Annotated in this window: 10 protein-coding genes; 5 read left to right on the top strand and 5 right to left on the bottom strand. The window is 31.6% G+C overall.

Translation table 11 applies throughout. The features are described 5' to 3' along the window. Positions 1–4: 4 nt before the first annotated feature. Together AXG55_RS06425 and AXG55_RS06420 are read right to left on the bottom strand one after the other, a co-directional pair. Complete coding sequence (locus tag AXG55_RS06425; RefSeq protein WP_148697307.1) at positions 5–667, bottom strand: hypothetical protein; 663 nt, start codon at positions 665–667, stop codon at positions 5–7. 105 nt (positions 668–772) lie between these two features. After that, the gene (locus AXG55_RS06420; RefSeq protein WP_148697306.1) at positions 773–2,011 is read right to left on the bottom strand and encodes a hypothetical protein; all 1,239 of its coding nucleotides are present in this window, start codon (positions 2,009–2,011) and stop codon (positions 773–775) included. 310 nt (positions 2,012–2,321) lie between these two features. Between AXG55_RS06420 and AXG55_RS06415 the strand changes: the two genes are divergently transcribed. Then, positions 2,322–3,338, top strand: coding sequence for a lysozyme inhibitor LprI family protein (locus tag AXG55_RS06415; RefSeq protein WP_148697305.1), 1,017 nt, complete (start codon positions 2,322–2,324; stop codon positions 3,336–3,338). A 16-nt stretch (positions 3,339–3,354) separates the two neighbouring features. Here AXG55_RS06415 and AXG55_RS06410 read toward each other — a convergent pair whose 3' ends face one another. The 3 genes from AXG55_RS06410 to AXG55_RS06400 form a co-directional block, all read right to left on the bottom strand. Further along, entirely contained in the window at positions 3,355–4,587 is a 1,233-nt protein-coding gene (locus AXG55_RS06410; RefSeq protein WP_148697304.1) for a ferredoxin reductase domain-containing protein, read from the bottom strand. 460 nt (positions 4,588–5,047) lie between these two features. Further along, positions 5,048–6,022: an NAD(P)/FAD-dependent oxidoreductase gene (locus AXG55_RS06405; RefSeq protein WP_148697303.1), complete on the bottom strand. Its 975-nt coding sequence runs from the start codon at positions 6,020–6,022 to the stop codon at positions 5,048–5,050. A gap of 36 nt (positions 6,023–6,058) precedes the next feature. Then, positions 6,059–7,366 carry a pyridoxal-phosphate dependent enzyme gene (locus AXG55_RS06400; protein ID WP_148697302.1) on the bottom strand — a complete coding sequence of 436 codons (1,308 nt, stop codon included), beginning with the start codon at positions 7,364–7,366 and terminating at the stop codon, positions 6,059–6,061. A 148-nt stretch (positions 7,367–7,514) separates the two neighbouring features. Between AXG55_RS06400 and AXG55_RS06395 the strand changes: the two genes are divergently transcribed. From AXG55_RS06395 to AXG55_RS06380, 4 genes are read left to right on the top strand one after another with little or no spacing between them, the layout of a single operon-like run. Next, complete coding sequence (locus AXG55_RS06395; protein ID WP_148697301.1) at positions 7,515–8,372, top strand: hypothetical protein; 858 nt, start codon at positions 7,515–7,517, stop codon at positions 8,370–8,372. A 1-nt stretch (position 8,373) separates the two neighbouring features. After that, positions 8,374–10,992 carry a hypothetical protein gene (locus AXG55_RS06390; protein WP_148697300.1) on the top strand — a complete coding sequence of 873 codons (2,619 nt, stop codon included), beginning with the start codon at positions 8,374–8,376 and terminating at the stop codon, positions 10,990–10,992. Continuing rightward, positions 10,989–13,013, top strand: coding sequence for a hypothetical protein (locus AXG55_RS06385; protein ID WP_148697299.1), 2,025 nt, complete (start codon positions 10,989–10,991; stop codon positions 13,011–13,013). Before AXG55_RS06390 ends, AXG55_RS06385 begins: the two co-directional genes overlap by 4 nt. Positions 13,014–13,040: 27 nt before the next feature. Next, positions 13,041–13,475 (top strand): hypothetical protein, encoded by a 435-nt coding sequence (locus AXG55_RS06380; protein WP_148697298.1) that lies wholly within the window; start codon positions 13,041–13,043, stop codon positions 13,473–13,475. Positions 13,476–13,492 lie beyond the last annotated feature (17 nt).

The following is a 13,492-nucleotide window of genomic DNA, read 5'->3' as shown; positions in this document are numbered from 1 at the left end:
TTAACTATTTCACTGCTTTCATATTAAATTTTTCATTTAAAAACTGAGCTTTACCATATTTTGAAAAATTTGCTACAGGTATTAATCTAATAAAAAATTCACTAATTTGATTTTTAGGATAACACAATGATGTAGCATCACATTCTAAAATTTGAACTTTATTTACTAAATCTTGCATTAATATATAGGAATTTTCCTCAATAGGTAGATATATGTTTAAAGAACGAAGAAAAAACAAACTTGAATTATGATTTAAATTATAATTTAAATCATAATTTTTTATATTATCTAGATAAAAAGATCCATTGCCATCATTTTTTAAATATTTGTCGTTCTGATATTTAATATAAAAATAATCTTCAGTTCTAATTTTTTTTCCGCAATTCTCTATATTATAGGGTTCGAACATCATTATCCCTTCAGACATACTCGATCGAAACATTGTTTTTTTTAAATAATTATTATTACTAAATAATGATTTCATTGAAACAATAATTCCAGAAACTATATCGGATTGCTTAATTGAATATGTTGCAATTACATATTTTTCACAATATTTTACTTCAAATTTTAAAGTATCAAAAATATCATTATAAGGAGTGACATTTTGATCTGCAAAAGAATTATTAAAAATAAAAATCATAGAAATAAAAGAAATTAATTTCATAAGCACCCCTTTAAAAATATAAATATTCAGTTAATATTATCTATATATTATAAAATTAATTAATTTTGGTCAAGAATAAAATATACAATTTATTATTTTAGATAATTATCTAGTAGTATAATTTGGATTTGGAATGAAGGTTCCATTTAAATCAAATGCTCCAACAATTTTATTATAAGAAATATCTGTTCCATAATTAATTTCATAGGGTTTATGGAAGGGATCTCTTCTAAAATGTGGCATTTTATCACCATATTCATAAGCATAACTATTTGAGTATAAATCATATCCCTTTAATTTTCGAGCATCTATAAAATATGTATAACCATTATATTTTTTTGCATAATAATAAGCACCCACTCCCCTGTCAGAATAGTAGGGTGACGTTGAAATACCGGCTGCACCCGAATCAAGGGAAGTGATACCTCCACCATAGGCAGCACCTCGTGTAAATCCATTAACTTCATATAAATGATGGATTTTAGTTCTAAGCTGAAAACCCTCTTTAAAAATAATTTCAGGAGGACGTTGGTCTCCTCTAAAAGTAAATCCTTGGTAAATAAATCCTTCTTTCGTCCACTTTACACAACTCTTTCTTAATTTTGTGGAACCAATACTCTCTATAGCAATATTATTTGCCTCTGCAATATTAAGATTAGAGAGATCAATGCGACGATTTTTTTTTGTAAGAAATATTTTTTTATTTAATTGCACGGGATTTACAATTTTAAGATTTAATTTTTGAGTTTTCAATTTAGCTATATTTAGCCCCTTCTCGGGAAGAGGGCCACTCGCAAGAATACCGAAAACATTTTCGAATACCATTTCACCTGCAGAATATCCTATTTTTATATTGAGACCCTGATGAAAATCCCAATTTGGACAGACTATATTTTCTGAAATGATATAACCCCAATCTGTTACAGCCAAATCATAGGAAGCGGCTCCAATATATTGATAATCTTTTCCAAATGAATTTTGGCAATTAGAAATTAAGTATTGACATACTTTCATAGCATTTGAATTATTATAGTATAGCATATTCTTTTCTTGTTTTTCTTGCTCATAAATATTCGCTCTCTTGTTACGATTATTTAAATTTTGTGAAAAATCAATTTTTAAGCCACTATGCAAACTTTTTGAAGAATCTACAATATATAAACTTCCTTTTAACCAAAAACCTCTTGAGTCTAAAGGTGCCCAAGAAAGATTATGATTTAAATTGGGTTGCGCCCAATGGCTCTCGCCTTTTGAGTTTGCACAAAAGAGATATGATCCTGCATATAGATTTTTTGTAAAAAAAATTATAGCAATTAAAAATGAAATATTGATAATATTTCCCATTTTTTATCTTCCATATTATAATTTATTTATTATTAATTTTATATTAGCATTTTTTTAAAGTAGATGTAAATAAAATTTTTAAAAAAATTTGGTGTTTTATATTATATAAATTTAAAAATTATAGAAAACCTTTTTACTTATTACACCTTTCAAAAATAATTGAATTAAAAAAATTTTTTCTTACATATTGAAATTGAAAAATTGGACAAATTTATCTATTTCTTTTAGTATCTTTTTTTATTGCTGCACAGGAGGGCGTTTCCCAATTCTCTTAATAAATTAATGATAAGAAAAGGTGCGAAAATTCATTATGAAATCTTTACATTATATTATAAAATACTTTCTTTTTTTTGCAGTTTCATCATATTGCTACGATGCAATGCCAATAGAAGAGATTGACAAAAAATGTAAAAAAATCATGTTACAATCACTGCCCCTTGAGGACACTCCCTCTACCACAGAAACAAAAAATTTGAATCAATGCATTTCACAAAATTATTATTATGGCATTGGTCAATCGATTGATTATGAACGAGCACGCAAATGCGCTTATATTGAATTGAAAAAAAGTGACCTCGATATTTATCGCATTCAAGGCGCTCAAATACTTATGATGATTTACGGAAATGGATATCAAGTCAAAAAAAATATCCCATTAGCAAAAAAGTTTGCTTGTCAAATTGACAGCGCACCCGCTGAAAAAGAGTCTCGCTTAACGCATCTTTCGCAAATTGAAAAAACTCAAAATAAAATAGACATCTGCGATGATATTACGAGCGGCCTTATGATGGGTGTTTGTACACATTTATGGGATGAAATAAAAAGCCAAGATTCTACAAAAGAATTTAAAAAATTAATTGGAAAATGGAATAATAATCAAAAAAATGCTTATGAAAAACTCAATGTAATTTTTAATGCTTTTGTAAATTCCCATTTATCAAATGAAATTGATTTAAGTGGATCAAATCGAACGGCATTGCAAATTGAAGAAAAATCTCAGTTAATAAATCATTTCCAAAGTTCTTTTCTTCAATTTGAAAATAAAAAATTCCCTTTATTTTCTGACAATGATTTCATTCAAATAGACAAGAAACTAAATATGGTTTATTCTAAAATTATGAAATTAAAAGATCCTGGATATGGAACAATAAATCGGAAAGGAATTAAATTAACAGAATTAAACTGGATTAAATATCGCGATGAATTTGTTAAATTTGCTACAATAAATTACCCAAAAATAAAAAGCGCTGCTTGGAAAGCATGGCTAACTCAAGAGCGCATTTCTCAACTAGAACAAATTTATGATCAATTAAATGATAAATCTTAGTTATACTTATAAACTATTATTTTCCAACATAATTAGGATTTGGAATAAAGGTACCATCCTGCATAAAGGCGCCCACAATTTTATCTGCAGGGATATCAACTCCATAATTTACTTCATAAGGTTTATGTGATGGGTTTACTTTATATTCAGGTTTTTTTACACCATATTCATAAGCATAACTATTAGAATAAAGATCATAACCTTTGAGTGAGCGGGCATCAATAAAATAAGTATGTCCCTCTTTGCTTTTTGCAGTGTAATAAAAAGCCCCAATCCCATCCTCTTTGTAATAGGGTGAGGTCGAAATTCCTGCGGCACCAGAATCCAGTGCCGTGACACCTCCCCCATGAGCGGCTCCTTTGGCAAAACCATTCACCTCATTTACATGATTTATTTGAGTCCTCAGCCGAAATCCTTCTTGAAAAATAACTTCAGGCGCTCTTTGATCACCTCTAAACGTAAATCCATTGTAAACATAACCTTCATCAGTCCATTTCACAGTACTTTGTCTTTTCGGCGTCGTTCCTACATTTTCTCTTGTAATGACAATAGCATCATCCAAACTTATTTTTGTGAGATCTACTTTTCCTAGTTTTTTTGAAGAATATACCGCAACCTCTTTGGCACCAGACGACCAAGGCTTAAAATTAAATTTTCCCGGAAATTTTTCAAAGCTAATTCCTGGTCCTTTTTCTGGTAAAGGCCCACTCGTCGCGATCCCGATAACATTATCTAGAATGATTTCCTCGGGAGTGTATCCACCTGTATATTTTTTATGTTGTTTAAAATCCCAATTTTGACAAATGGCATCTCCTGCTAAAACATATCCCCAATCCGATTCTGCTAAAGAATGTGAAGCCGCACCAATATATTTGTAATTTTGTCCAACCGATTTTTGACAAGCCGCCACTAAAAGATCACAAACCCTTTTGCCAGGAGAGTTAAATTCATCGATAAATGTTTTATTTTTTTCAATATCATTAATACTGGCACGTTTATTTCGTGATGGAGGTAAATCAATTGCCAATGCACTATGTAAGCTTTTTTCAGTATCTACAATGTGTAATTTTCCATTTAACCAAAAACCATTTTCATAATATGGAGCCCATTCAAATTTATAATCTGTATTTGGTTTTGCCCATTGCCAATTATTTTCATCGTCAACACAAAAAAGATAAGAACCTGCAAAAGAAGTTTTAGTTACAAAAAAAGCAAATAAAAAAACGGGAATATGAAAAAAATTCTTCATATTTAGAATACCTCGGACGACTGATTATTAATAATTTAACCAATATTTATTTAATTAATTATTAAATATTTAATAATTAAACTTTATTTTAAAAGCTAATTAATATAAAAAATGGTTGCTAAAATTATTTTTTTATTATCAGAAATCACTATTAATTAATTAAAATAATTGAAAATATATTTAATTATTAAAGTAAATTAAAATCATCCATAATATGAGGCATAGGCGCCCCTTGATATCCCAAAAAATAACTAGATAGTTATATAGCAATTATAGTGATTTTAACGAGGCATTTTTGAGTTTTAATGAAATTGTAATTTTTATGTAATATTATTTTAAGGTAATAACAAAAAAAAGCCAGAGCTATTCTAAAAGAAAAGAAGAACTCTGGTCACAAATAATCAAAAGATTAAGAAGACTTAAAGTAACAATTTATAGTTCGTTACTTTAAGTCTTCCATTTATAGGTAAGGAAAGTTTTCTTGAATATATGTTTTAGAGTGGTTAATGGCCTGCATCACTTCGGAAGTCCCCGGGCCAATGAGTTTCATTTTTCCAGGATAAGTGACAATATCACCCGCAGCATAAACACCAGGAATTGAAGTTTGCCTATTGTGGTCAACTACTATAGAATTCCCTTCCATTTTTATGCCCCATTCCTGAACAACTTCTAAATTAAATAAGAGACCAATGGCAATAATAATTTCATCAACTTGAATTTTCTCAACTTCTCCTGTTTTTGTGTTACGTATCGAAGCTGATTTCACATGATTTTCATCGCCTTCAATTTCAAATAACTCCGAGTAAGTTCTAATTTCTGCATTGGAAGAATACAGTTTTTTTGTTGTTTCTTCATGGGAATTAAAGCGATCGGATCGGTGCAAGACATAAAGATCGGAGCAGTCATTGACAATGGTTAAAGCGAGATCGAGGGCGCTGTCACCACCACCTACGACAATGACTTTTTTATTTTTAAAGGTTTCAAGAGAATGAACTCCATAAGAAACCCCTTTTCCTTCAAACTCCCTTAAATTTTTAATATCAAGACGACGTGGAATATGAGCACCCATACCTAAACAAAGCATCACTGTTTTTGTATGCATCACAGTCCCATTACGGGTTTCAACACATAAAATATTATTGCGATTTTTGCGAATGAGAACGACTTCTTCATTTAAACTGCTAGGAATATTATAAGGCACACTTTGAGCAAATAAATTTTTATAGAGATCTTTTCCACGTATTGCAGGAATACCAGTAATATCATATACCCATTTTTCAGGATAAATTGCGGTTAACTGTCCTCCAAGTTCATGACGCCTATCGACAAGTCTCACGGTCATATCACGCAATCCTGCGTAATAAGCTCCAAATAGCCCCACGGGTCCACCGCCAACAATAATGGTGTCATAACATTCTAGAAATCCACCAGTCACAACAAATCCTCCTAAATCAAATAATCAAAAACGGTATCAATGTCTCATTCTGGGTTTAAACCCAGCTTCTTCAAGCTTTTCCAGAAGGGAGTACTGATGCTCTGAATTCCTCGTTTCTAAGGATAATTCCACATCCACATCCCCCACACTCACTTCGCTGTAAGTGCGATCGTGAATAAGATCAAGCACGTTTCCCTCTAAAGCAGCAACACACTCTAAAAGGCTTTTTAAGCCCCCGGGGCGATCGCTGACACAAACGGTGACACGCAAAACGCGCCCTGTTACGTTAAGCCCCCGTGTGATCACGCGTGACATAAGTTGAGGATCAATATTTCCTCCACTCACACAAGCAACGACTGTTTTGCCTTCATAGTAATCAGGACGCTTTAATATATCGGCCACGGCCGCCGCACCAGCACCTTCGGCAACCAGTCTTTCTTGCTCAAATAATCCCAATATGGCTTTTACAATGGAGTCATCGGTAACAAGAGATAAATTCTCAACATAGCGTGTCATATAATTATAATTCAAATTCCCAATAAGGCTCACCGCAATCCCATCTGCAATGGTTTTATGAGGCGGCTTATTAATAGCCGTTTGTGATTTGTTTTGAAAACTTTTTAAGGCAGAATCATAATATTCTTGCTCAACACCAATGACGTTCCCTTTTGATTCTGCTTTTAAAACAAGCGCCGCACCGGCAGCCAACCCTCCCCCACCCACACTACATACAAAATAATCAAGCTCACCATATGGTTTTTTAGAAAATTCAGCTAATTGTATTAAAGCCTCATAAGCACAGCTTGCCTGACCAATAATAATATCGTAGTTGTTATAGGGGTGAATGAGATATGCATTTTCTTTTTTTGCAAAAGTAACAGCGGCTTCAAATGCTTGCTCTAAATTTTCACCGTGTAAATATATTTTAGCACCTAATTTTTCGGTGGCATCGCGTTTCACCAGCGGCGCATTTTTTGGCAAAAAAATATGCGCTTCACAACCCAAATGTTTTGCCGCAAAAGCAACTCCTTGAGCATGATTTCCCGCAGAAGCTGCGCATACCTTTACCTTTTTGTTACCTTTATGTTTTTTTATTATATTTGAAATAGCGTACAAGGCGCCGCGCACTTTAAAAGAGCCATTGGGATTTAAAGACTCGAGCTTTAACCAAATATCCCCACCCGTCAATTCACTTAACCACACAGAACGACGTAAAGGACTTCGCTGCATATATTGGGAAACCACGGCGGCGTATGCGTCTCGAATTTCATCCATCAACTCTTTTGGATTTTCAAACGGCTTGCCTTCCACAAAATTCAAAAATTTTAAAAGTTCTGGGGACATTGGTTTCACCTTTCCATATACAAAAAGCAAAAAAGAAATAGAATCCTTTTTTACAAAATTGTTCTATCCTCATAATCTCTGTTAACATAACATTTGCGGGAGCGATAACAAATTTGACATTTGGCTAAAATAAAAAGGCAAAATGAAAATGAATTTTGAAACGATTTGCGAGGTCTTTCCAAAAGAAGAAAAGTATTGGCCTTGCCCGAATCCCTCTCGAGCACTGCCTTTTTTTATAAAATCATATTTGCGACAAAACTTCGGAGGTATTCTTGCTGCAAATGATCTTTATAAAAAAAATGAGCCGTCCCGATTGGGCGTGGCAACACGACAATTTGAATTAGGTGATCCCATTTCTACTCTATCCAAAAATCATTTTATAAAAACACAAGATCTCTTCACGCGTGTTGACTACGGTGCAGGACGACAAAGCGCTGTGGTGATTTTTCATTCCTATAAAAATATGACCTATCAATCCGAATTTAGCGGCATTAACAAAGGACAACTAGCACATGGAATAACAGCCCTTCTCGAAGAAATTCACAAAGGACTCTCCCATTCTTTTAAAATTATTAACATTCCTGAGATTGACTTGTTTGAAGGTTGTAAATACGTTGGCAAGCATTTTCTGCAAGCAGATTTCGCTTATTTTATTAGCGATCTTTTATTTGATAGCCGTGATGTCTTTGCCTCTGCAAACAGAGCACTCGAAATCATTCAGTTTTTTCATATAAAAAAATCAATTTTTATTATTGCGCGCGATCCTATGGAATATCCCGATGAAAATATAAAAATTGAGGAATTAATGCCTTGGGAACAATTTCATAATTACCAAAATTCTCATTACTTTAGTGGAAAAAATTATCGTGAAAACATTCAAAATCAAATCAAATTTTTAGATGAAAAACTAAAGGAAAAAGAACACTATATTAAAGTAGTTCAATCAAAGCAAACTATAGTTGACTTTATAGATTTCATTTTAAAAGATATTTTTAGGAAAAAATAAAATGTTTCTCATATTCATTTCTTGCTTAGTTTCATTATTAACTATTACTATTCTTTTTTTTCAAGTTATTAATATGAAACAAAGAAAAATTCCATCTTGGTTTTTTGGCAAAGAAAATAAAAATTCTGTTAAAAATAAATTATCTATAACGAAACCACCTATAATCCCCATCATTTTGATTATTTTAATTACAATTGCTTTTTCTATCAGCTATTATCCCCAAAAGAATGCAAAAGAATCATTACCAATTAATAAATCAGCATTAATTTGGGTTGATCCTTCATTGCAAGCCAAATTGAGTCGTTTAGAAAATAAATTTTCTGCGTCAAAAGAAGCTGAAAAAATAATCGATTTAGGCTATAAAAATTTTGGATTAAAAAGTTCATTTATAATTCAAAATGGAAAACCCAAAATAAATTATGAATTGATAAGTTTAAACTCTAAAAAAGAAATTGTTGAATATTTTGAAAATCAATCTTCAGAGCCTCCCTCCCCTTTTGTTCAATCCATAATTCCAGAAGATGTTTCAAAAATATTAAATAATAATGAAAATTTCAATAACAAAAAAAATACTTTAATTGTATTTTCTGATGGCTATATTGACTCTTTGCAGGGGCTTTATGCATTAAAAAAATTTTTTGACAATAGCATTCTTATAAAATCACCTCCCTATATTGAAAATTATAAAATCCAAAAAGAAATTATTCCCACTGATTTATATTCACTTTGGGGTGAAGGAAAAAACTCACGTTCCTCTTTTTCTATATTTGATACCCATAAATCAAGAATCCCAGAAGAAGCAAGACCCCATTTTTTTATTAAAAGTTATTTAGCAAACGAAGAACAAATTCATATTTTAAAATCAATGGATATAAAAAAATCATTACCCCTTTTTATTGGATGCACAAATCGCTATCCAAGCCCCATAGAGCTTGATTCTTTTTCAAACTTGCGCACCTTAGTCGTCTTTTTTGGAAATGATTTTATTGAAAAAAACTGTGAAAAAGATTCAAATGAACTTGCTGAAAATAAAAGTGTTTGGAAATATCGCAATTCAACAGTATGGGTTGTGCCCATAAATGATCAAATACTTTCTTCGATGAACGACGGACTTTCTTTTTGGATTCCTGAAGGATTTGACTCAAATTATGACACTCTTGTTTATACAGCGGGAAGCAATGCGAGCCTAGAATTAAACGAAGAAAATCATGCCAAAAAAGTGCCTGTTCAATTGGATAGCGGTTCTTATCCATTACCACTTTATCTCATTCCTCCCCCTCCTGGGGCTGAACTCGGTGTGACTTTCCCTGATGATTCCAGAGTTTACAAAGGAATTTTTAAGCCATTTTATAATGCTGCCGACGGTACGATATTAGCCTGGAAAGCAAGTTCGTTACCTTTTTTCTATTTAAGAACGACAACGTCAACACCAAATGGAGAATTAGGAAGATCACGAGCATGGACGCATTTTTGGTTTGAAGCCGCAAATAATTTAAAGCAATCTAATTTATCTTTTATAAAAATTGATTTAGATGACGCCACAAAATTAAACGATAAATTAGAAGAAGCAGAAATAAATGGCCAAGATAAATTTTTATCTCTTCTCGATTTAAATTCTTTAGATTTTATAGAAGCTAAATACTTTACAATGGGACTCTATAAACTTGAGAAAAAGAACCGTTGGGTTTTATTTTCATCATCGCGAAATGAAAAAAATAATGTCTATGTTAATACTGATGAATTTAATCAGGCGTTCTATTCTAATTTATTCAATAATAATGTTCAAAATGATAAACACATAAGCGAATCATTACTTCCTATTTTATCTGCTATTTTAGGATCTATTTTACTTCTCTTTTTATGGAGAAAAAAGAATATTAATTCCATAGCCCTGCTATTAATTTTGGTATTGTTTGGTACTAAAAAATCATATGCTCAAAATACTTTAGATAAGTTTAACTTTCCTTTTTTATCAAATAATAAAAATTCAAATTCCTCATTTGAACAAGAAAATACCCCATTTCGCATCGCTTGGTGCGCAAAAGATATTCCTGAATATACTGAAAAAAAATATAATGAACTTCGCACCCTTCTAAAAAGAAGAGGTACTATCGTTCTACCAAATAAATTAAAAGCAAATTCTTGTAGACCAGGAGAAGCGGAAATATGGTGGACTGATAATCCTTCTTATTTAACAGCTAAAAATGTACAAGGTCATCTTTCTAATGGAGGAGTTTTTATTTTAGAAGGAAATAATAATGTTCCTATAAATTTACTTTCTTTAAGTGATCAAGGATTAGGAATTGATTGGGAAAGTCCTAAGAAAAGAGGAATGTTTTATAGAAGTTTTTATTTATTACAGAGCATTGATGGATGTTTAACAGAATCAACAAAAATTCTTGTCTTAAAAAAGAAAATAAATGCTCAATCTCCTTTTGGAATTGTGACTCATGCTCGGTTTATATCACAAGGAGAAGATTGTTATAAAACAAATCATGATTATAAAGCTAGAAGTTTTGTTAATATCATGTACGCCTTTTTAACAACGGACTATAAAGAAGATCAACTTCAGCTTCCTGAAATTCTTAACAGAATTAGAAATCTTGGATTAGAACCATGAGAAAAATTATATTATATATTTTAAGATCTGTTATTTTAATAGCATTATTTTTACCAATTATATATCCTTTTATCTTAAAAAAAGCGGCCGATGAAAGAAGTTCCTATATTAATATTTTTATACCAGCAGATATTTTATTAAAAAGTAAAGATAAAAATGAAATTCAAAAAATTATAACAGATAATTTTGGAGATAGTGTAAAAATTCAATACATTAATTATGGGCAAAAAGAAAATCTTCCTTCACAGGATTACGAAGACTTACTTAGTCAAATATCAAAAATAAGAGGATCGGCAATTATCATTTCGAATAGCACACTGTTTGGTGAAGATGCACAAAAATTTAATACCACTCTAAAAAAGTTACCTATTTTTATTGAAAATAGGGTATTTTTCATTCCCTTAAAAAAGATAAATTCTTTTAATATAAAACAAGATGATTATCTCGTTCTTTCCGATATTTTTATCCCACGAATAAGTTTTTTAGGTGAAGAAAGCATGGCATCGGTTAATATCATTGGTAAAGCAAAGCCAAAATCAGAAATTAAAGCAGAAATTATTTTACATTCTGGAAATTCATTTTTAAATTCAAAAATATTTCAAATATCCGTTCCTGATAACGGTTTGGTAAATCATTCTATACAAATTCCTATTAATTTTACGAAAACAGGAAATCAAATTATCACCGCAGATATCACATCTAATCTTGCTCATCCACCGCTTAATTCTGCAAGTACAACAGTTCAGGTTGTTTTTTCTAAAACAACTCTTTTACATATCAGCGTAGGTCCCGATTGGAATTTAAGAACCGTGCGTCAAAAGCTAAAATTTTGGCCTAATTTAGATTTGTTAAGTTATTACATTTTAAGAGAAACAAATAGTGATCAATCTATTCCAAATTCACAATTATCTTTAATTGAATTTCCCGCAGACAAGTTATTTGGCTCAAGTTTACAAAATTTTCATGGCATTGTTGCGCAAAATTTTTTATTTGATACTTATCTTGGAGATAGAGAATCTGAAAATTTGGTGGGTTATGTAAAAAATGGGGGACGCCTAGTTATTCAAGGGGGACCTCTCTCTTTTTTAAGTGAAAGTAAGTCAATTAATTCTCTATTTCCATGTGAAAACAAACCAAAATGGGATAATGAAAATGTTTATCATTGGGTATCAAATCAGTCGAATTTTATTAGCTCACAATCCTTTATGAATAGTTTATCACATATTGTAACGCATTACACAGCAATTAATTGTAAGCCTAAAAAAGAGGCTTTGGTTTTAGCAAAAACCAATGAAGGAGATCATCCTGTTTTACTTGCTATGCCCGCTCAAAAAGGTATTGTTTTAACCTTTTTAGGATCAGATTGGCTTTATGGCTACACTCAAGAAAAAGTTCAAGACACCACGGCAATGGCTTTGCGCATGAAAGAATCAGATAGCAGTGAATATATTTTTAATTGGATGGTTGAATTTCTACAAAGACGCCAAGACAGTGGAGTAAGAGCTCCCGATATTGCAGGACCACGCATCTATGCTAACGATAAATACTTAAGTGTAAAAAGTAAAGGTGATATCCAAATTGAAAATGAAGTGACTCTCGAATCGAAATCTAAAAAATCAATTAAAGGAACACTGTTTAAATTAAATCGAATGGATAAAGAATTAATTCATCTGAATGGCTCCATAAATTCCATTGAAAACATACAAAATAGCAATAAAAATTCAAATACTCTTGTCGATCTCGCTTTAATACAAGGCTCGGCAAACGCGGAGGTGTTTCGTTACGCATCGTGGCCGATTTATCCCTTAACTGCAAAATCACAAGAAACTCTGGAAAATCCATTTTTATTTGATGGAATTCCAAGTCTCTCAGCAACAACGCAAGATCTTTCCAAAGAAGTTTATGTTACCTCAAAAAAAGTTCCTTTACTGGATGCCTTTCCTTGGATTTTAGGATTTTCATTATTCCTTCTATGCATTGAACAATTCTTGGCACGTATTTTATGGCGAGGATATTTTTGATATACTATATGCAAAAAGGTGAGAAATATGCTTCCAAAAATTCCTAAACGTAAAGAGCCCCGGTACGAAACGGCCATTGTTGCTGATGTTTTTATAAAAAAGTGGAATCCTATTGCAAAAAAGAAAGTTGTTGTTCTTGATCTTTCCTGGCACGGCTTCAAAATAGAGTTCATGAATGAAAAAACATGGGACGTTAAAAGCGGAGCCACCTTTACAATTCGCATTCCTATTACTCAATTTAATATCTCTACTTTAAAATATTTAAAACTCGAAATCATTGTAAAATGGTGCGATAAAGAACTTAAAAGAGCCGGAGGTATTTTTGTCCATCCCAAGGGAGAAAAAGCGATAGTACTAGGAAATCTCATTCAAAAGCTTGCAATATTAAAACAAACAGAAGATGACATTGTAGATGGAAGCACGACAGAACAAAGTTCTGTTAATAATGAGGAGGCTTCCTAATTCAAGGAGGCTTTTTT

The sequence above is a fragment of the Silvanigrella aquatica genome (assembly GCF_001907975.1).
Lineage (GTDB): Bacteria > Bdellovibrionota_B > Oligoflexia > Silvanigrellales > Silvanigrellaceae > Silvanigrella > Silvanigrella aquatica.
The sequence above is the reverse complement of the archived record's forward strand: the minus strand, read 5'-3'. Positions and strand labels throughout refer to the sequence as shown.

Bases quoted from the DNA above. Each gene is read 5' to 3' on its own strand.
- AXG55_RS06425 (WP_148697307.1), bottom strand. From the start codon at position 667: ATGAAATTAATTTCTTTTATTTCTATGATTTTTATTTTTAATAATTCT.
- AXG55_RS06420 (WP_148697306.1), bottom strand. From the start codon at position 2,011: ATGGGAAATATTATCAATATTTCATTTTTAATTGCTATAATTTTTTTT.
- AXG55_RS06415 (WP_148697305.1), top strand. From the start codon at position 2,322: ATGAAATCTTTACATTATATTATAAAATACTTTCTTTTTTTTGCAGTT.
- AXG55_RS06410 (WP_148697304.1), bottom strand. From the start codon at position 4,587: ATGAAGAATTTTTTTCATATTCCCGTTTTTTTATTTGCTTTTTTTGTA.
- AXG55_RS06400 (WP_148697302.1), bottom strand. From the start codon at position 7,366: ATGTCCCCAGAACTTTTAAAATTTTTGAATTTTGTGGAAGGCAAGCCG.
- AXG55_RS06395 (WP_148697301.1), top strand. From the start codon at position 7,515: ATGAATTTTGAAACGATTTGCGAGGTCTTTCCAAAAGAAGAAAAGTAT.
- AXG55_RS06390 (WP_148697300.1), top strand. From the start codon at position 8,374: ATGTTTCTCATATTCATTTCTTGCTTAGTTTCATTATTAACTATTACT.
- AXG55_RS06385 (WP_148697299.1), top strand. From the start codon at position 10,989: ATGAGAAAAATTATATTATATATTTTAAGATCTGTTATTTTAATAGCA.
- AXG55_RS06380 (WP_148697298.1), top strand. From the start codon at position 13,041: ATGCTTCCAAAAATTCCTAAACGTAAAGAGCCCCGGTACGAAACGGCC.